Origin of the sequence: Kitasatospora sp. NPDC008050, assembly GCF_042957465.1 — a bacterium.
GTDB lineage: Bacteria > Actinomycetota > Actinomycetes > Streptomycetales > Streptomycetaceae > Kitasatospora.
Genome location: NZ_JBIBIJ010000011.1, coordinates 269,080 through 286,507 on the forward strand (window position 1 = coordinate 269,080; position 17,428 = coordinate 286,507).

The 17,428-nt window shown below is 69.8% G+C and carries 15 protein-coding genes and 1 pseudogene; 9 read left to right on the forward strand and 7 right to left on the reverse strand.

Annotated features, from left to right (window positions below; genetic code table 11):
• Positions 1–21: 21 nt before the first annotated feature.
• Both ACFZB9_RS23100 and ACFZB9_RS23105 read right to left on the reverse strand, forming a co-directional pair.
• On the reverse strand, positions 22–888 hold the full coding sequence (locus ACFZB9_RS23100; protein WP_391449928.1) for an S-methyl-5'-thioadenosine phosphorylase: 867 nt from the start codon (positions 886–888) through the stop codon (positions 22–24).
• Positions 889–1,086: 198 nt separating this feature from the next.
• Entirely contained in the window at positions 1,087–1,251 is a 165-nt protein-coding gene (locus ACFZB9_RS23105) for a hypothetical protein (RefSeq protein ID WP_391449930.1), read from the reverse strand.
• Between the two features lie 252 nt (positions 1,252–1,503).
• Between ACFZB9_RS23105 and ligA the strand changes: the two genes are divergently transcribed.
• Together ligA and ACFZB9_RS23115 are read left to right on the forward strand one after the other, a co-directional pair.
• Entirely contained in the window at positions 1,504–3,543 is a 2,040-nt protein-coding gene (ligA, locus tag ACFZB9_RS23110; protein ID WP_391449932.1) for an NAD-dependent DNA ligase LigA, read from the forward strand.
• A 381-nt stretch (positions 3,544–3,924) separates the two neighbouring features.
• Positions 3,925–4,296 (forward strand): hypothetical protein, encoded by a 372-nt coding sequence (locus ACFZB9_RS23115; protein WP_391449934.1) that lies wholly within the window; start codon positions 3,925–3,927, stop codon positions 4,294–4,296.
• A 181-nt stretch (positions 4,297–4,477) separates the two neighbouring features.
• Here ACFZB9_RS23115 and ACFZB9_RS23120 read toward each other — a convergent pair whose 3' ends face one another.
• The 3 genes from ACFZB9_RS23120 to ACFZB9_RS23130 all read right to left on the reverse strand — a co-directional run bounded on the left by ACFZB9_RS23120 (position 4,478) and on the right by ACFZB9_RS23130 (position 7,452).
• Positions 4,478–5,458 (reverse strand): SDR family NAD(P)-dependent oxidoreductase, encoded by a 981-nt coding sequence (locus ACFZB9_RS23120; RefSeq protein ID WP_391449936.1) that lies wholly within the window; start codon positions 5,456–5,458, stop codon positions 4,478–4,480.
• Positions 5,459–5,713: 255 nt separating this feature from the next.
• Entirely contained in the window at positions 5,714–6,625 is a 912-nt protein-coding gene (locus ACFZB9_RS23125; protein WP_391449938.1) for an NADP-dependent oxidoreductase, read from the reverse strand.
• 77 nt (positions 6,626–6,702) lie between these two features.
• Positions 6,703–7,452, reverse strand: coding sequence for an SDR family oxidoreductase (locus ACFZB9_RS23130; protein ID WP_391449940.1), 750 nt, complete (start codon positions 7,450–7,452; stop codon positions 6,703–6,705).
• 138 nt (positions 7,453–7,590) lie between these two features.
• On the opposite strand from ACFZB9_RS23130, the gene ACFZB9_RS23135 reads away from it, so the two are divergent.
• The 4 genes and pseudogenes from ACFZB9_RS23135 to ACFZB9_RS23150 all read left to right on the forward strand — a co-directional run.
• Positions 7,591–8,148, forward strand: coding sequence for a MarR family winged helix-turn-helix transcriptional regulator (locus ACFZB9_RS23135; protein WP_391449941.1), 558 nt, complete (start codon positions 7,591–7,593; stop codon positions 8,146–8,148).
• A gap of 189 nt (positions 8,149–8,337) precedes the next feature.
• Positions 8,338–8,910, forward strand: coding sequence for a GNAT family N-acetyltransferase (locus ACFZB9_RS23140; protein WP_391449943.1), 573 nt, complete (start codon positions 8,338–8,340; stop codon positions 8,908–8,910).
• Between the two features lie 387 nt (positions 8,911–9,297).
• Complete coding sequence (locus tag ACFZB9_RS23145) at positions 9,298–11,124, forward strand: OmpL47-type beta-barrel domain-containing protein (protein WP_391449945.1); 1,827 nt, start codon at positions 9,298–9,300, stop codon at positions 11,122–11,124.
• Between the two features lie 132 nt (positions 11,125–11,256).
• Positions 11,257–11,543: pseudogene (locus ACFZB9_RS23150) on the forward strand (transposase); the annotation flags it as partial.
• Between the two features lie 49 nt (positions 11,544–11,592).
• On the opposite strand, the gene ACFZB9_RS23155 reads toward ACFZB9_RS23150, so the two are convergent.
• Entirely contained in the window at positions 11,593–12,153 is a 561-nt protein-coding gene (locus ACFZB9_RS23155; RefSeq protein WP_391449947.1) for a hypothetical protein, read from the reverse strand.
• 239 nt (positions 12,154–12,392) lie between these two features.
• On the opposite strand from ACFZB9_RS23155, the gene ACFZB9_RS23160 reads away from it, so the two are divergent.
• Together ACFZB9_RS23160 and ACFZB9_RS23165 are read left to right on the forward strand one after the other, a co-directional pair.
• Positions 12,393–13,118 (forward strand): dienelactone hydrolase family protein, encoded by a 726-nt coding sequence (locus ACFZB9_RS23160; RefSeq protein ID WP_391449949.1) that lies wholly within the window; start codon positions 12,393–12,395, stop codon positions 13,116–13,118.
• A gap of 279 nt (positions 13,119–13,397) precedes the next feature.
• A complete protein-coding gene (locus ACFZB9_RS23165) occupies positions 13,398–13,607 on the forward strand; it encodes a hypothetical protein (protein ID WP_391449951.1) in 210 nt (69 codons plus the stop codon).
• 399 nt (positions 13,608–14,006) lie between these two features.
• Here the strand turns inward: ACFZB9_RS23165 and ACFZB9_RS23170 are convergent, their stop codons facing one another.
• Positions 14,007–15,971 carry a S9 family peptidase gene (locus tag ACFZB9_RS23170; RefSeq protein WP_391449953.1) on the reverse strand — a complete coding sequence of 655 codons (1,965 nt, stop codon included), beginning with the start codon at positions 15,969–15,971 and terminating at the stop codon, positions 14,007–14,009.
• Between the two features lie 597 nt (positions 15,972–16,568).
• Between ACFZB9_RS23170 and ACFZB9_RS23175 the strand changes: the two genes are divergently transcribed.
• A complete protein-coding gene (locus tag ACFZB9_RS23175) occupies positions 16,569–17,237 on the forward strand; it encodes a Type 1 glutamine amidotransferase-like domain-containing protein (RefSeq protein ID WP_391449954.1) in 669 nt (222 codons plus the stop codon).
• The last annotated feature ends 191 nt before the right edge of the window (positions 17,238–17,428 follow it).

Genomic DNA, 17,428 nt, shown 5'->3' on the forward strand with positions numbered 1-17,428 from the left:
GGGCCCGGGCCCGGGCCCGGGTCAGGCGCCCGGCACCCCCGGCAACCCGGTCGCGAGGCCGTCCAGGGCATGCGAGCAGACGCAGCCTCGGACGGCCGGCAGACCCTCCAGCGCCTTGAGCAGGACTCCACGCAGCCGCTCGACATTGCGGGCGAACTCGGCCAGCACCTCGGCGTGCGTGACACCCTGTCCGCTCTCCACCCCGGCGTCGAGATCGGTGACCAGCGCCAAAGAGGTGTAGCAGAGGCCCAGTTCGCGGGCGAGCACCGCCTCCGGGTGGCCGGTCATGCCGACCACCGACCAACCGTTGGCGGTGAACCAGCGCGACTCCGCCCGGGTGGAGAAGCGCGGGCCCTCGATCACCACCAGGGTCCCGCCGTCCACCGGCTCCCAGCCGGCCGACCGCGCGGCATCGGCCACTACCCGCCGTCCGGTGGCGCAGTAGGGATCCGCCATCGACACGTGGAGCACCTCCGGCACCGACCCGTCCGGCAGCGGCAGGCCGTCGTAGTACGTCGCCGGCCGCCCCGAGGTCCGGTCGACGAACTGGTCGGGGACCACCAGCGTGCCGGGCCCGTACTCCGCCCGCAGCCCGCCGACCGCGCACGGCGCCACCACCTGCCGCACCCCCAGCGCATGCAGCGCCCACAGGTTGGCCCGGTAGTTGATCCGATGCGGCGGGACCCGGTGCCCACGCCCGTGCCGCGGCAAGAAGGCGACCCGCCGTCCGGCGAGCTCGCCGAGGAAGAGCGAGTCGCTGGGCGCACCGTACGGCGTGTCGACCACCACCTCGCTGACCTCCTCCAGCAGCGAGTACAACCCGGATCCGCCGATCACCCCGAGCTCCGCCCGCGCCGTGCCACCGTCCCCTGCCTGACGCACCGTCATGTCCTGCTCCTTTCGCCGGAGATATCCCGTCCCAGCCTAGGAGCAACACCCCGCCGGTGGCGGTCGTCGATCTTACGATTGCCGAACATCGATCCCGACCGTCCGCGACTTCCGCACTGCGGTGGCCGGCGACTCGATGAGCGTCTACCTGCACACCACCAACGAGGAGAAGCGAGAGTACGCCCGGGTCCGGGACGATCACTGCATCGCGGCGACGATCGCCGGCGGCGTCGGCAGGTCACAGTCCCCGACACCCAACGGGATCGGCGCAAGCTCCCCGGCACCACCGGCACCGGCACGCAACTTGTCGATCAAGTCGAACAGATACTCGTCGCCGGCCCACAGCCGGGAGGAAGTCCTCATCCCCAACATGATTGCCCGTCAGTTCCGCGCGCGCAGCCGACTGGACCAAACCGCATGAGAAGGCCGCGACCACCACCCTTGGCGTGAGTGGTGCATCCCGGCCCGGGCGCCGCAGCGCCGCCCTACGGGGCGACCGCGCCCGAGTCCACCCACCATCGGTACCGACCCGGCTACCGGCCAGGACATCACCTTCACCTGCAACCCCGAGCGGCTCAGCAACCATTGTCAGTGCTGCTCGCAATGATGATGGGCATGAAGGACGCAGCCATTCTGGCCTCTCCCACCGCCTACGCAGATGCCGTCGCCACAGCCGTCCGGGCGGCCGCGGCCTATTACGCCGACGGTGCGACGCCGCTGGGCGACGACGAGTACGACGCCCTGCTGCGTTCGATCGAGGCCTACGAAGGCGCGCACCCCGACCAGGTGCTGCCCGACTCGCCCAGCGGCAAGGTCGGCGCCGGCGCCGCGGTCGGCGACGTGCCGCACAGTGTGCCCATGCTGTCACTGGACAACGTTTTCTCAGCCGAGGAACTGACCCAGTGGGCGGCCGGCCTGGAACGCCGCCTCGCCCGGCCGGTGGACGGCTGGTGCGTGGAGCCGAAGCTGGACGGACTGGCCGTCGCCGCCCGCTACCGGGCCGGACACCTCTACCAGCTGCTCACCCGCGGTGACGGCCTTGCGGGCGAGGACATCACGCACTCCGCCGACGCCGTCCTGGGCCTGCCCGCACAGCTCACCGAGCCCCTCGACGTGGAGCTGCGGGGCGAGGTCCTGCTCACCACCGAGCAGTTCGACCACGCCAACGAGGTTCGCACCGCCCACGGCGCGATCCCGTTCGCGAACCCACGCAGCGGAGCGGCCGGCACGCTGCGCGCCAAGGACCGCCCTTACCGGATCGAGTTGACCTTCTTCGCCTACGGCGCGATCGGCCCCGATGCGCTCGGGCACACCGCGCTGCTCGAACGCCTTTCCGAACTCGGCGCCAACACCGCAGCCGCCACCGCGGCCCACCCGGTCCGGTGCGCCACCCTCGACGAGGTCCAGCAGCGCATCGACGAGGTCGCCGAGCTGCGGGACACACTCGCCTTCGGCATCGACGGCGTCGTCGTCAAGGCGGACAGCGCCGAAGACCAGGAGCTGGCCGGGAGCGGATCACGCGCACCGCGTTGGGCCGTGGCCCACAAGCTGGCGGCCCGGTACAAGGTGACCCGTCTGCTGGACGTGGAGTGGAACGTCGGGCGCACCGGCATCATCGCACCGCGAGCCGTCCTGGAACCGGTGGTGATCGACGGCGTCACCGTCACCTACGCCACGCTGCACAACCCAGCCGACATCACCCGCCGCGGCCTGCGGCTCGGCGACAAGGTCTTCGTCTACCGAGCCGGCGACGTGATCCCCCGCGTGCAGGCCCCGCTGATCGACGAGCGCACCGGCACCGAACAGCCGATCGCCTTCCCCGAGGTCTGCCCGCGCTGCGGGGACGCCATCGACGCCACCGAGCAGCGCTGGCGCTGCGTGCGCGGTCGCGGCTGCCAGGCCGTGGCCTCCATCCGCTACGCCGCCGGACGCGACCAGCTCGACGTCGAAGGCCTCGGCGGCACCCGGGCGGTCCAGCTCGTCGACGCCGGCCTCGTGGCCAACGTCGCCGACCTGTTCACCCTCACCAGGGAGCAACTGCTGACCCTGGAACGCATGGGCGACACCAGCGCCGACAACCTCCTGACCGCGATCGCCACCGCCAGGAGCGCGCCACTGCACCGGGTGTTCTGCGCCCTGGGGGTGCGCGGCACGGGCCGCACGATGTCGCGCCGGATCGCCGCGCACTTCGGCTCCATGGCCGCGATCCGCGCTGCCGACGCCGACTCCCTGGCCGCGGTGGACGGCATCGGATCGGAGAAGGCCCGGGTCATCGTCGCCGAGCTCGCCGAGCTCGCGCCCGTCCTGGAGGCGCTCATCACCCAGCAGGTCGGCACCACCGAGTCCGAGCCGGCCGCCGGCGCCGTGGGCGGCGGTACGAGGGCCGGGCAGCCGGCAGGTCCGCTCGCGGGTCAGAGCGTGGTTGTCACCGGCACCATGACCGGGGCCCTTGGCGACCTGTCACGCACCGAGATGAACGAGCTGATCGAGCACGCCGGCGCGAAGGCGTCCTCCTCGGTGTCCAAGCGCACCACCCTGCTCGTCGCGGGCGAGAAGGCCGGCTCCAAGCGGGCCAAGGCCGAAGAACTCGACATCCGAATCGTCACCCCCGAGGAGTTCGCGACCCTGATCGCCTACCGGCCGAGGCCGAACTGAGCGAGGCGAATCGCCGACACGGACGGCCAGAAGCAGACCCGGCGGCCGACTCGCCGACGTGGCGGCGCGTCAGAAGTCCGATGCGCTCATCCCGCGGGCACGCCGCAAGCTGGATGCGGCGCGCGACCGGTGGGAGCAGCTCACCGGCCGTCGGCCTGCCTGTGCAGGGCGTCTGGACGGCCATGTCGGCGTGTCGGAGACCAGCAGCAATGGGGCTCGGGACATGACGAACGCTGTCCGGGATCGTCCGGGGGCGCGGAAGACCAGCTTCGGCTCTTGCCACTGCGATTGTCCGCTGAAAGCATGACTCTGTCCGGCCGTACCTCGGCGAGCCATCCGCCGATGCGTGTGCCGGCTAACGATCTTCGGGGGAACCGTCTCATGCTGTCTCGCCGTACTTCGCTGCGGACCGCCGTCGCCGTCCTCGCCGCGGGCGCCGCGCTCACCCTGACCATGTCCACGCCGGCCTTCGCCGCCAACGAAGGCGACCACTGGCTCAACACCCCCAACTGCACCGCCGACCAGAAGATCGAGCTGCAGCTCTACAGCGACGGCCAGTACCACGACTTCCAGGCCATCGACCCGACCCGGATCAACGGCAACTGCGAGTTCGTTCTGCTGGACGGCCGTGTCGGCTGGGACTCCTTCAGCGGTGCGCAGTCCCCGTGGTACTACGACGGCCCGGGCCACGTCTACCAGGCCTACGTCATCGACCACACCGCCAACCAGGTCGCCTACGGCGTCCGCAACTGATCCCGGGCCAAGCCGGGGGAGACGTGCGTGGCCGGGCACTTGCCCACCACGCACCTCCCCGCCGGGGCCAACTCAGCCAGCTCTTGGTCCGTGACCAGCACCCGGGTGTTCTCAGCGGCCACGCTCCAGCTTCTCGATGGCGGCCAGGATCTCGCGGTATCCGGGCGGCAGCCACCCGGGATCAGCGGTCCTGCGGATTCGTCAGGGTCGCGGAGTGCGAAGAGGCGCCGGACCGGGCGTGGATGAGGTCGAGCGAGACCTGCCACAGGCGTGCGGCGTTGTCCTCGCCGAGCGCGTACGCGGCGACTCCGCGGCGAACGCCGGGTTCGTTGGGGCCGGCCTCGTTGCAGTCCTCGAAGTAGCGGCCTCCAATGCCGTCGAGGAGGGGAGAGGCGGCCAGGAGGGCCGATGTGGCCGCGCCTTGCTCCTCGTTCTTCCAGGAGACGCCGGTGCTGTCGGTGGAGGCGTCGACCTGCGGGATGTGCCGCATGAGGCCCGTGGAAGGGATACGGCCGGGGTTGAGTGCATTGGCGAGGATGCCGTCGCCGGCCCACCGCTTCGTCGCCTCGACGGCAAAGAGGATGTTGGCTGTCTTCGACTGGCCGTAGGCGACCCACTCGTCGTAGGGACGGCGGTCGAACATGATGTCGTCGAAGTCGACGTTGCCGCCGATGTGGCCGACGGAACTGACGGCCACGATGCGCGCTCCACGTGCTTCGGCGAGGGCGTCGTGCAGCCCTACCGCAAGTGCGAAGTGTCCGAGGTGGTTCGTGGCGAACTGCATCTCCCAGCCCTCTGCCGTGCGGTTCAGAGGCATGGCCATCACGCCGGCGTTGTTGACCAGGATGTGCAGCGGCCCCTCCCAAGCGGCCACGAACTGCCGGACGGACTCCTGGTCGGCGAGGTCGAGCCGTGCGACGTGGAGGTTCCGGTTGCGCGTGGTCGACGCGATGTCGCTCTTGGCATTCTCGCCGGCTTCGGTGTTGCGTACCGCGAGGGTGACTTCCGCGCCGACCGAGGCCAGTGCGCGTGCCGTTTCGAGGCCCAGCCCGGATGAGCCGCCGGTGACGATGGCGTGCTTGCCCGTCAGGTCGATGCCGTTGACGACTTCCAACGCGGTCGACTCTGCTCCGAACGGCGTGGTGAGCCGTGTGTGTGCCATGGGAGTTCTCTCCTGTCTCCGGTCTGTGCACGCGAGCGGTGCGGCGATGAAGGCGGCTCGTCTCGGCGTCCAACTCGCGGCTTCGCCCCCCTGGTCCGAGGACCAGGGGAAGACCATTCTCAGCCCTCCTGGGCACGGATGTGGCGCAGTGGATCGGCTCCGACGCTGCGCCCGCGTCGACCTTGGCGCGGGCGCGGTGGGGGGTGGGGGTGATTGCCAACCGGGTGGCGATGGCAGTGACGAGGGGGCCGGCGGTCACGGGACCGCGAGCACGGCTTTGCCGCGCAGGGTCCCGGCCTGCAGCTGCGCGTGAACGTCCGCGGCGTCCGCGAGCGGTCTGACGGTTCGGTCGCGCAGGATCAGATGGCCGTCGGCCAGTTGCTTCATCGCTTCGGTCAGCGCCGCCGGGATCTCAGCCGGGATCGGTCCGGAGAGTGTGGCGCCGAGCTGCTCGGCACTCGGATTGGTGAGGGTGATGACGCGTTGCGGACCGCCGGCGAGTGCTGTCGCCGTTTCCAGGTCGCCGGCGCGCGCTGCGTCCATCACCGCGTCGACTCCTCCGACGGCCGAGCGCACCGCGTCGGCCAGGTGCTCGCCGTACTCGACGGGGATCGCACCGAGGTTCTCGGCGACGGCGAAGTCATCGGGTCGGACCGCGGCGACGACTCGCACGCCGCGCGCGACGGCGAGCTGGGTGGCGATGGTGCCAACCGAACCTGTGCCGCCGAGCAGCAGCAGGGTCTCTCCCGGTGCCACGCGCAGCAGATCGAGCACACGCACCGCGGCTTCGCCGGAAGCCGGCAATGCCGCCGCGGCGTCCCAGTCGACCGATGGCGGCTTGCGTACCCAGTAGTCGGCCAGGACGAGTTCGGCGTAGCCACCGAGCCCGGGCAGGAGGACCGCGACCTCGTCACCGGTCGAGACATCGGTGACCGCGCTTCCGACCGCATCGACCACCCCTGCGGCCTCGAAGCCGAGCACCGCGCCCGCGGATGCGGGGAAGACGTTGCGCAGGTGCCCGGATCTGATGGCCAGATCCGTGGGGCCGACACCGGCGAAGCGAACGGCCAGACGGATTTGGCTCGGGCCCGGGTCGCCGATCGTGATGTCGCCGAGCTTGAGTACTTCGGGGGGTCCGAAGTCGGTGAGCAGGACTGCCTTTGACATGAGGTCCTCCTTCTGGAAGGTCGTGTCAGCACGGCGTAGGCGTGGTGCGGAGCGCGCGTGGGTGCTGGTGTCTGCGACTACTGCTGTTCTTCGCCGCCGTCGGCGAAGAGTTCGCTGCCGGTGACGAAGCTGCTCTGGTCGGAGGCGAGAAACAGCACGGCGTTGGCGATCTCGTCGGGTCGGGCGACGCGTCCCAGCGGCACCGCGCTGCCCAGTTGGGCCATGAGTCCGTCGGCCTGGGCCGCGTCGCCGGCCAGGCCGCGCAAGCCGGTGGTCTCGGTGGGGCCGGGCACGATCACGTTGACCCGAACGCTTCGGCCGGCCAGCTCCACCGCCCACGTCCGTCCGAACGATCGGATGGCGGCCTTGGTCGCGGCGTACACGCCGAAGGCGGGAGTGCCGCTGGTGGCGGCGGTCGAGCCGGCCAGGATGACCGAGGCGCCCTCGTTCAGCAGCGGCAGAGCCTTCTGCACGGTGAACACCGTGCCCCGGACATTGATGGCGAAGGTCTGGTCGAAGTGCGCGGCGTCCAACTCTTCGAGCGTTGCGAACGACCCACCGCCGGCGTTGGCGAACAGGACATCCAAGCCGCGACCGCGTTGAGCGATCTTCGCGTAGACCGCATCGAGATCGGTCAGGTCGGACACGTCGCCGCGCACGCCGACCGCGCCGTGACCGATCGAAGTGACCGCCTGATCGAGCTCGGCCTGGCGGCGGCCGGTGACGAACACGTGGGCGCCCTCCTCGGCGAAGCGCTGGGCCGTCGCGAGCCCGATCCCGGACGTGCCACCGGTCACGAGGGCCGTCTTGCCTTCAAGCTGCTTCATCGCCGTCCTCCGTCGTAGATTACGTGACATGTCAAGCATAAGCCCGAGGTGGATCGCGTTATTCCTGGCGCCACGCCGAGGGTGTGAGAATGAGCAGACGAGCCGAATGACGGCTGGACCGAGGAAGGCCTGCACCTGATGCCCCGCAAGCGGCCCGCACCCGAGCCCGTCACAGGATGGCTCGACGAGGAGCAACAACGGGCGTGGCTGGCCTACATCAAGGTCCAGCTACGGCTGGTCCACGAGATGAACCGACAGCTACAGGCTGACAGCCGCATGTCCCTCGCCGACTGGGATGTACTCACCGCGCTCGGCGCAAGCCAGTCCGCGAGCCTGACCGTCACCGCCCTCGCCGCCCAGATCGGCTGGGAACGAAGCCGGCTGTCCCACCACGCGAAGCGGATGGCGAGCCGGGGACTGGTCGAACTTGCGACCGCCGACTCCGACCGGCGAGCCACCGAGGTCCGCCTGACCGCCGAGGGCCGCGTCACCCTCGAACGAGCCGCCCCCGGTCATGTCGAACTGATCCAGCGGCTGTTCTTCGGTGGAATTCCCCGCGACCTGCTGGACCCACTGAGCACCGCACTGGAATCCGTGTACACGAACCTCCTCGCACACGGATCGCTCCCCCCTCCGGACAACCTCCCCGTCAATGGCACCGCCGTCGATGCCGAGCGCCGCGCCGGTGGACACTGAGGTGACTGCCGGGGACCTCGGCCCCGACGGCAACACACAGGTCCACCGCCCACGGCCGGCCGGCCCCGACAGCCGGCCGTGGCCAAGAGCATCCCCCGCAGCGGCCCCGGCCCGCCGGGAAAACCCATTGCGAGTGACCCGCATCGGATGTCTGATTGATCGACACCGATCACGGGAGGAAACGCGAGTATGTCGCTGCCCACCCCCTCGTTGCACACCGCCCGCCTTCGACTGCGTGCCTTCGAGGACGCGGATGCGAACGACCTCTTCGCGCTGCACAGCAGCGCCCACGTGCTGCGCTACTGGGACGCACCACCGTGGAGCGAACGCGTGCGCGCCGAGAAGTTCATCACGGCTTGCCGGCAGATGGCGCAGGAGGGTACCGGGGCGCGGCTGGCGGTAGATCGTGTCTCCGACGGGGCGTTCATCGGCTGGTGCAGCCTGAACAGGTGGAATCCGGACTTCCGCAGCGCGTCGCTCGGCTACTGCTTCGACGATGCGGCGTGGGGCCACGGCTACGCGACCGAGGCAGCGCGTGCTCTGCTGCGGTGGGCATTCGACACGCTGGAGCTGAATCGCGTCCAAGCCGAGGCCGATACGCGCAACGTGGCATCTGCCCGCGTGCTGGAGAAGCTCGGCTTCGTGCGTGAAGGGACGTTGCGGGAAGACTGCGTCGTCAACGGCGAGGTCTCCGACTCGTGGGTCTACGGGCTGATCAGGCGGGAGTGGCAGCCCTCGTCCGAGCCGGTTCCCGCCCGCTGAGTCCCGTCGCCCGGCACCCGGTATCGGCCACGCCCCGAACCACTGATCACTGCGCCTTTCATCCGGGACGTTCAGGGCCACCCGGTGCGGCCGCGGGTGAACTTCCGCAGCGAGCCGGTGTTCGTCCGGGCGTTCCAGCAGGGCCGCTCCCTCGACCTCACTCCGGGCGCCGACGCATAGACCTCGCCCGGCCCGCATGGCAAGCGGAGCGCGTCCGAGAGGGTGACAACCCGTCAGGTCGTGACAGTCCAGCGTCGGCGCACACCCTAGCGTGACGGTATGGATACAGAATATGCACTCTCCGTAGCCGGGGAGCCGGGCAGGCCGGGCAGACCCGGGCACGCACCGCGGACCGGGCTCCCTGCCGTACTGGTGATGGTGCTGGCCATGTTCACCTTCGCCGCCGTCATCTCGCCGGCCGCCGCCGCGCGGCGCGAGGGCGGCAGTGTGACGGTCAACTTCACCAACAACAGCGACCGCGCCCTGTCACTCGCGACGTTCACCATGACCAGGGGCTGCCTGATCGGCGGTCAGCCGAGCGAGATCGCCGCGGGCACCTCCGCCAGCTGGTCGTCCGGGCCCTGCCTCGGCTCGAACGGCAGTGCGGGCAACGCCTCCTTCCAGGTCGCCGGAGAGAACGTCGGCACGGTGCAGGTGAGCTGGGACAGCCCGACCACCGGCCCGAACAGCTACACCCAGACGGCACCGGGCGGCTACGTCATCAGCCAGAGCGGCGGCGAGGGCTCGAACCCGACCGTCCAGTTCACCTTCGACTGCAACTCGACCACCTGCGACGGGATCCCCGACGACTGGAAGCGCAACGGCGTCACCATCCTCCCCAGCGACGGCAGCGGCCCGCAGTTCATCGACCTGCCCAAGATGGGCGCCACCGTGAACAAGCCGGACATCTTCGTCCAGCTCGACTGGATGGCCGACAAGACCCACAGCCACGCACTCGACCCGCAGGCCATCCGCCAGGTGGTCGAGGCGTTCAAGAACTCCCCGTACAACAAGCACTCGCCGACCACCGGCATCAACCTGCACATCGACGCCGGGTCGAACAGCATCCTCAACTTCGACACCAACGCCACCTGGGGCGCGCTCAGCAAGGCGCGGGAACTGACCGAGACGACCAACCTCGGCACCGTGGACGGCAACGGCAACTACCAGTGGGATGCCTTCACCAAGATCAAGACGGAGAAGGGCGGCTTCGTCAGCTCCGGCCGGGTCCCGGTCTTCCACTACGCGATCTCGGCCGACCACCTGCAGTCCGGATCGACCAGCCTCGGCATCGCCGAGCTCCCGGGCAGTGACTTCATCCTCAGCCTGGGTGCCCTCTCCCCGAACGTCCCCCAGATCGCCGCACAGGCTGTCGACTTCATGCACGAACTGGGCCACAACCTGGACCTGCGGCACGGCGGTGACGCGGACCTCCCGAACTACAAGCCGCAGTACTTCAGCGTGATGAACTACTCGTACTCCGTTCGAGGCCTGACCGCCGGTACGACCACCGGTATCGCCGACTACTCCCGCGACGCCCGAAGCCTGAACGAGGTGTTCATCGACGAGAGCAACTACCCGTTCAGCAGCAAGAACTACGACGTCGTCCACTACTGCCAGAACGACCCGAAGGGCCCGTACATCACCACACCGCGGAGCAAGGGCTGGGTCGACTGGAACTGCGACGGCGTCCAGAACCGCGGCGTGGTCACTGCCGACGTCAACGGTGACGGGCAGAAAACCCGGCTCTCCGGCCACGACGACTGGAGCGCCCTGCGGCTGCGCGCCGGCGGGATCGGCCTGCTCGGCGCCCCCCTCCTCCCCGACCTGCCGACCCCGAACAACGAGCCGACCATGGAGCAGGAGGAAGGCATCCTGCCGCTGGACACCACGCCGCCGGTCACCATCGCCGCCACCGACCCCGCCGGTCGCAAGGACTACTTCACGAAGGACGTCACCGTCACCATCAGCGCGACGGACGACATCTCGGGCGTGAGCCGGACCGAGTACAACCTCGACGGCGCCGGCTGGACGGACTACACCGGCCCGATCACGCTGACCACGGACGGCCGGCACGAACTGCTGTACCACTCGATCGACTTCGCGCAGAACCAGGAGGCCGACAAGTCCCTGACCCTGCGCATCGACTGCGAGCACGGCCACGACCACGGCCACGGCCACGACCACGGCCACCCGTCGGGCCAGAGCTCGTGAGCGTGACGACGGCAGCCACCGGCTGAACCGCACCGCCCGGGTCCGTCCGGCCCCTCGACCGGCCCCCGCTCCAGCCGTCCTCTCGCGGAACGGAACGGAGCGGGGCTCGGCGGGCCCGGGCGCCCGGGTACTGCCGTCCGCTGTGTCGTCGACAACGGCGCGAAGTGGCGCGCCCTACCTGCCGACTTCCCGCCCCCGCGCACCGTGTTCGGGTTCTTCGCCCGCTGGCCGAGGACGGCACCCTGGGGAGGATCCTCGACCTGCTCCGGCAGCGGATCCGCTCACGCCCGGGCCGCAGCCCCCAGCCGGTGGCCCCGGTCGTCGACAGCCAGTCGGTGAAAGCCGTCGGCACCGTGCTCAAGGCGACCAGCGGCTACGACCCGGTGAAGAGAAGCACCGGCAGGAAGCGACATCAGCTGTGCGTGCAACTGCTGCTCTCTCGCCGAGTACGAGGAGGAGCAGCAGCAGTCAGAGCATGGGTGGCCAGTGCATGGTGTTGAGGTTCCGCGTCAGGTGGCGTTCCTGTGCGTCGATGTCGTCGAGGATGGCCCGTCCGGCGGCGACCAGGGCGGGGAAGGCGGGCTCGTCGGAGTGCAGATGGGGAGTCACTTCGCTGACGGTGAGGCGCTGGAAGGCGAGCAGTGCCGCGCCCTGGAAGGCGGCGATGAGGTGCGTGTCCCTGCTGTGGGCGAGGATCCATCCGTCCGGGCAGCTGGAGAGCCAGAACGTGCGGCCGCTGCTGTGGACGGACACGCCGTGGGGACGGTTGCCGTCGACGACCTGGTCAACGAGCTCGAGGGGGCGTTCGGCGGCGAGCTCCGCGAGGGTGCGAGGGTGTTCGAGGCCGTCGTCGATGAGGGTGCGGATGGTGTCGGCACGGGACTTGCCGGCGGCTCCGGCCCGGTCGTCGAGGCGCCGGCGAGTGTCGAGCGGGAGGCGAACATCGATCTTGGGGCCGACTTCGGGGCGTCCGCCGGGATTGCTCGGCGGGATGGGGCCCATGGTGTCCCGTGGGATAGGTTTCCGCATGCGTCAACCATACGGGGGTTGTCGCATGCGTCAACCCCCGTGAGTCAGCACGTGTCCCGTCTCTCGCAACGTTCTCGCTGTCTCACGTGACCCTGTTGGATTCACGGCTGGTCTCAAGCGACGTTGCCACGTTGGCCGGGGCCATGAGCCGGCGCCGTGATCCAGAGGCACACCCGCGCTGTTCTGCCAGCGGTGAACTCCGGCCCGACCGGGCTCGTCGGTCACTACAGTCCCGTCTCATGACGACGATTACTGCACGCACGGTCGAGTATCCGGCCGATGGCCTGACAATGATCGGGCACCTCGCGCTCCCGGCCGGTGTCGACCGCCGGCCTGCGGTGCTGCTCGGACCAGAGGGCGTGGGGCTCAGCGACGTCGAGCGCCGCCGGGCCGATGCGCTCGCCGAGCTGGGATACGTAGCGCTGGCCTTCGACCTCCACGGCGGGCGCTATTTGGGCGACCCCGAGGAGATGCTGGCCCGTTGCATGCCGCTGCTCGCCGACCCCGACCGGATGCGGGGCATCGGCCACGCGGCGCTCGACGTGTTGCGCGCCGAACCGCGGACCGACCCCGACCGGATCGCTGCCGTCGGCTACGGCACCGGGGGCGCAATCGTGCTGGAACTCGGGCGCGACGGCGTCGACCTGCGCGCGATCGGGACGGTCAACGCACTGACCACGGGCCGACCGGGCGAGGCGGCGCGCATCCGCTGCCCGGTGTGGGCCGGGGTCGGATCGGAAGACCCGATCATGCCGCCCGCGCAACGGGAAGCGTTCACGGCCGAGATGCAGGCCGCCGGCGTCGACTGGCGCCTCGCGGTCTACGGCGGCGCCTTGCACGCCTTCCACCACCCGCCGGTCGACCACACCGTGCTCCCCGGCGTCGGTCACCACCCACGGCACGCGCAGCGAGCCTGGCGCGACGTCGTCGACCTGCTTGCCGAGTGCCTGCCCGCGCCGGAGTGAACCGGTCAGCACCCGCGAACCAGGCTGGTCGACCGCCACCGGCTCCGGGAAGTTGCCGCCGCCAAGCCGCCTCCTGCCGACACACAGCAGACGAAGACGACTGACCGACAACATCATGTGAGAGCCCTTCACCCCTCCCTGGTCACGGCCTCGGCCACGGGCAAGATCAAATGAGACGGGACACTGGGGTTTTCCAGCTGGCCATCCAAGTGTCCCGTCCGGGTGATGTCGGCAGGAATCCGGCGAGCCGCGTGGGTGTGATCCTTACGCTCACCCGCTGTGGAGTTGGTGTTCTTCAAGCCCGATGGCTGGGAGACGTGGGAGCTCGAACACGAGCCGGTGATCCCCGAGCAGATGCCGATCCTGGTCGACAACGATCTGCGGTTCGAGGACGGTCCCGCGTTGCCGCGGCCGTTGGCGGCAGTGAACCGGTGGCTGAGAGAGCTGCCGCTGAACGGGTGCCCGGAGCCTGGATCGTGGGGTGTCTAGGGCGTGTTTTAGAAGTGATCAGATCGGATGGCTGGGCGCTCGGTGGTAATGCGGCCAGCCATCCAGACCTTGACGTCTTTGGCGAGCGCGCTGCGGCTTCGCTCGATCGTGACGTGGTGCTCACGCCTTCTCGTCGGCTGGAGGCGGCAACGGAGCGTGAGACCAGCTGCGAATCCAACAAGGTCAGCTGAGACAGCGACAACGGAGTGTGAGACGGGACACCAAGGGTGAACGTCGCCACTCACCACAACCCATGATGGCGTTCGGTGCACCGTCACCGTCACCGTCACCGTGACAACGAACGGAACGCCACTACCCGAACGCCTCGGGATGATCCGGATCAAAGAACTTGCTTTCGCCACTCACTGATCACGACCCGATGCCCGCCCTGGTACGGGCCTACAGCCAGCGGTCATACCAGGCGCGGATACGCCGGAGGGCGTCGAGTTGATGGGCGCGCTCGTGGAGCCCGTGGCCCTCTCGGGGGTAGACGACGAACTCGTGCTCGACGCCGAAGTAGCGCAGTGCGCGATGGAAGTGGACCACCTGGCCGAGTGGGACGTTGGTGTCCTCCTCGCCGTGCAGGATCAGGACCGGGGTGCGGATCCGGGACACGTAGGAGATCGGGCTGTTCCGGTCGTGGATGTGCGGTCCAGGCCCGTTCCAGCCGGTGCTGCCGCCGAGCGTCGCGTCCATGGTTCCCCAGTCGCCGGTCCCGGCCTGCATGCCCCAGTCGCTGATGCCGGCGCCCATCATGGCGGCCTTGAACCGCTCGGTTCGGCCGATGGCCCAGGCCGCCATGAAACCGCCGTGGCTCCAGCCGGAGATGCCCAGGCGTTCGGGATCGGCGACTCCCTCGGCGATCAGCAGGTCGATTCCGGCGAGGATGTCGGTCCACTCGTCGCCGCCCACCGCGCCCGCCACCACGGCGGCGAATTCATGGCCGTGGCCCGACCCGCCCCGGGGATTGGCCAGGAAGACCGCGTATCCGGCGGTCGCCAGCCACTGGCCGCAGTCGACCGCAGTGAGCGTGAACTCGTCGGCATGGCGGAAGTAAGGGCCGCCGTGGACCAGGGTGACGAGCGGGAACGGACCCTCGTCCCGCGTCCGGCCGGCAGGCAGGATCAGCAGGCCGTCCAACTGGAGTCCGTCGGACGCCTGGTAGCTGAGCCGTTCCTGGACACCCCAGCGGATCCCGCGCAGTTCGGGACTGGTGTCGCTGAGCCGGAGCAGTGGCCCGCCCGTGGGTCCCGCGTGGACGTTCCTGGGCTCGTGCGCGGTGCTCAACAGCACAGCGAGGGTCTCTGCGGAGTGACTCGCAGTGAGACCGGCGAGTGTGCCGGGCGCGCAGGACAATCGGTGGAACCGTAGCGACTGCGGATCGAGCCGGGACAACTCGGTATCCAGCCCGTCGGCGAACAGCGCCAGCGGCGGCCCGTCGGCGACCTGCACCAGCTCGGTGGGGCAGGCGCACATGCCGACCGTGAGATTGCGCTGTTCGACGGTCGGGCCGGTCGCCGGCGGGACCGTGTCGATCACGGCGAGCGCGCCTACCAAGTGCCCAGGGGTCACCGCCAGGTGGGCCAGATGCCATGCACCGTCGTGATTCCACCAGGCCGGGGACTGGGCCTCGAATCCGACTGGGCCCAGGTCCTGGACGGCTCCCGTCTCCGGGGCGACCAGATGCAGTCCTGCCGTCGTGACACCGGGGTCGAGCTCGGGGGTGGCCCAGCTCAGCACGGCCAGCGGGCCGCCGTCCGGACGCTGGGTCACCTCCACGACATGGCGGTCCCCGAGGCCGCCCACGGTGCGGACCACGCCGGTCGCCAGGTCGAGCAGGCGCAGCCGGGTGACCGGGAGGTGCCGGCCCCAGACCTTCGCGTCGTCACCCTCGGCCTCCCGTCGCTCGTCCTCCGCGGTGGGCTCGTCCTCGGCGAGCAGCGCGACGGTGCGGCCGTCGGCGAGCGGGTAGTAGTCGCAGATGCCCCCGCGCCAGTTGGTCAGGGACTCTGCCCTGGCGATGTCCTCGCTGCCGTCCGGAAGGATCCGTTGGAGTTGAGCGGTGCCCCGCTCCTCGCGGTCGGAGGTGAAAAAGAGAAAAGCCGAGTCCGGCGCCCACTTCGGGGCGGCGTCGCGGGCCGTGCCGTCGGTCAGCCTGCGCGGGGCTGCGCTGCCATCGGCGGCGGCGACCCAGACAGAGCTGTGCGGACGTCCGTCCCTTCCGCTGTTCGCGACCACGCCGTAGGCGACCAGGCGACCGTCCGGCGAGATCGCCGGCGCCACGGGGGAGGCGATGTCCACCACCAGCTCCGCGGTGAGCGGGTCGGTCGACTCCGGAATCGGTCGCGGTGCAGGGTGCGGCATGTGGACTGCCTTTCACTCACCAGTACGACAGACGGACATTCTGTCGCACTGACGAGCCCGTGTCAGTCGGATTTCGGAGAGCGGATCGATGAACTCCTGTTCTCCATAAGCCATTTGCGCGTGCCATGCCAGACGATCCACCGGACCACGCTCTCCACGAAGGCGAATCCGCAGATTGATCACGAATCGCCGTGCTGGACTGGCGGAGCGTCACCGGAACGTGATCATGAACGGTCGCGGCTGCTGTACCCGCCTCATGGACAGCCGGAGCAATCGGTTGTCCTCTTGAACGCCGCCCCAAGGCAGAATGAGCGCATGGCAACGTGAAGAGCACCGGCTGGCCGGAAGTCCTGGCGCAAGAGGGGAGGCGGCTGGTCCGTCCGCGACGGTGACCGCTGGATCTGCCTCGTGTGCCATGAGCCTGTCCGCTCCTACCAGTACCGCTTCCATCCGCCCGTCCGGCAGTCACGGGCGGCTCGGGCTGTCAGAGGCGCGTGGGAGTCTTCGGGCAGCCGTAGGGCGAATCGGGTCGGATCTCTCCCGGACGAGGCGGAATCCCCGCTCTTCGGAGGGGGAGCAGTCAAGCTTGGAGGCACCATGAAACTTCTTCTCACTTCCGCGGGCGTCAAGAACGCGAGCATCCACGACGCGTTGGTCGATCTCCTGGGCAAACCGATCGCCGAGTCCAGCGCCCTCTGCATCCCCACCGCGGGCTACGGGCACCCCATGGGGAGCCCGGCCGGGGCTTGGCGCTTCATCACCGGGCAATCCTCCACTCCCATGTGCGAGTTGGGGTGGAAGTCGATGGGCGTGCTGGAGCTCACGGCGCTGCCCAGCATCGGTGCCGAGCGCTGGGTGCCCTGGGTCCAGGAGGCGGACGTGCTGCTGGTGAACGGTGGCGACGCGCTGTACCTGTGCCACTGGATGCGGCAGTCCGGGCTGGCGGACCTGCTGCCGTCGCTGCGCGAGCTGGTCTGGGTGGGGCTCAGCGCGGGGAGCATGGTGATGACTCCCCGGATCGGGGAGGACTTCGTGGGGTGGCAGTCGCCCACCGGGAGTGACGGCACGCTGGGGATTGTCGACTTCTCGATCTTCCCGCATCTGGACCACCCGGACCTGCCGGAGAACACCATGGCCGATGCGGAGAACTGGGCGGCAAGCCTCTCGAACCCGGCGTACGCGATCGACGACGACACCGCCATCAAGGTGAGCGACGGGGTCGTCGAGATTGTCTCCGAGGGGCGCTGGCGGCTGTTCTCCGCCTGACACTTCAGCAGGACCCCGACGCTCGACTGCTCGGCGGGCCGGGTGGTGGGCGCAACCGGCCGGGGGGGGGGGGGGGGGGGGGGGGGGGGGGGGGGGGCCGCGCCCCCCCCCCCCCCCCCCCGCGCGGGGGGGGGGGGGGCGGGGGGGGGGGGGGGGGCCCCGGGCGGCGCCCCCCGCGGCCCCCCCGCAGC

Bases quoted from the DNA above. Each gene is read 5' to 3' on its own strand.
- ACFZB9_RS23100 (WP_391449928.1), bottom strand. From the start codon at position 888: ATGACGGTGCGTCAGGCAGGGGACGGTGGCACGGCGCGGGCGGAGCTC.
- ACFZB9_RS23105 (WP_391449930.1), bottom strand. From the start codon at position 1,251: ATGAGGACTTCCTCCCGGCTGTGGGCCGGCGACGAGTATCTGTTCGAC.
- ligA (WP_391449932.1), top strand. From the start codon at position 1,504: ATGAAGGACGCAGCCATTCTGGCCTCTCCCACCGCCTACGCAGATGCC.
- ACFZB9_RS23115 (WP_391449934.1), top strand. From the start codon at position 3,925: ATGCTGTCTCGCCGTACTTCGCTGCGGACCGCCGTCGCCGTCCTCGCC.
- ACFZB9_RS23120 (WP_391449936.1), bottom strand. From the start codon at position 5,458: ATGGCACACACACGGCTCACCACGCCGTTCGGAGCAGAGTCGACCGCG.
- ACFZB9_RS23125 (WP_391449938.1), bottom strand. From the start codon at position 6,625: ATGTCAAAGGCAGTCCTGCTCACCGACTTCGGACCCCCCGAAGTACTC.
- ACFZB9_RS23130 (WP_391449940.1), bottom strand. From the start codon at position 7,452: ATGAAGCAGCTTGAAGGCAAGACGGCCCTCGTGACCGGTGGCACGTCC.
- ACFZB9_RS23135 (WP_391449941.1), top strand. From the start codon at position 7,591: ATGCCCCGCAAGCGGCCCGCACCCGAGCCCGTCACAGGATGGCTCGAC.
- ACFZB9_RS23140 (WP_391449943.1), top strand. From the start codon at position 8,338: ATGTCGCTGCCCACCCCCTCGTTGCACACCGCCCGCCTTCGACTGCGT.
- ACFZB9_RS23145 (WP_391449945.1), top strand. From the start codon at position 9,298: ATGTTCACCTTCGCCGCCGTCATCTCGCCGGCCGCCGCCGCGCGGCGC.
- ACFZB9_RS23155 (WP_391449947.1), bottom strand. From the start codon at position 12,153: ATGCGGAAACCTATCCCACGGGACACCATGGGCCCCATCCCGCCGAGC.
- ACFZB9_RS23160 (WP_391449949.1), top strand. From the start codon at position 12,393: ATGACGACGATTACTGCACGCACGGTCGAGTATCCGGCCGATGGCCTG.
- ACFZB9_RS23170 (WP_391449953.1), bottom strand. From the start codon at position 15,971: ATGCCGCACCCTGCACCGCGACCGATTCCGGAGTCGACCGACCCGCTC.
- ACFZB9_RS23175 (WP_391449954.1), top strand. From the start codon at position 16,569: ATGAAACTTCTTCTCACTTCCGCGGGCGTCAAGAACGCGAGCATCCAC.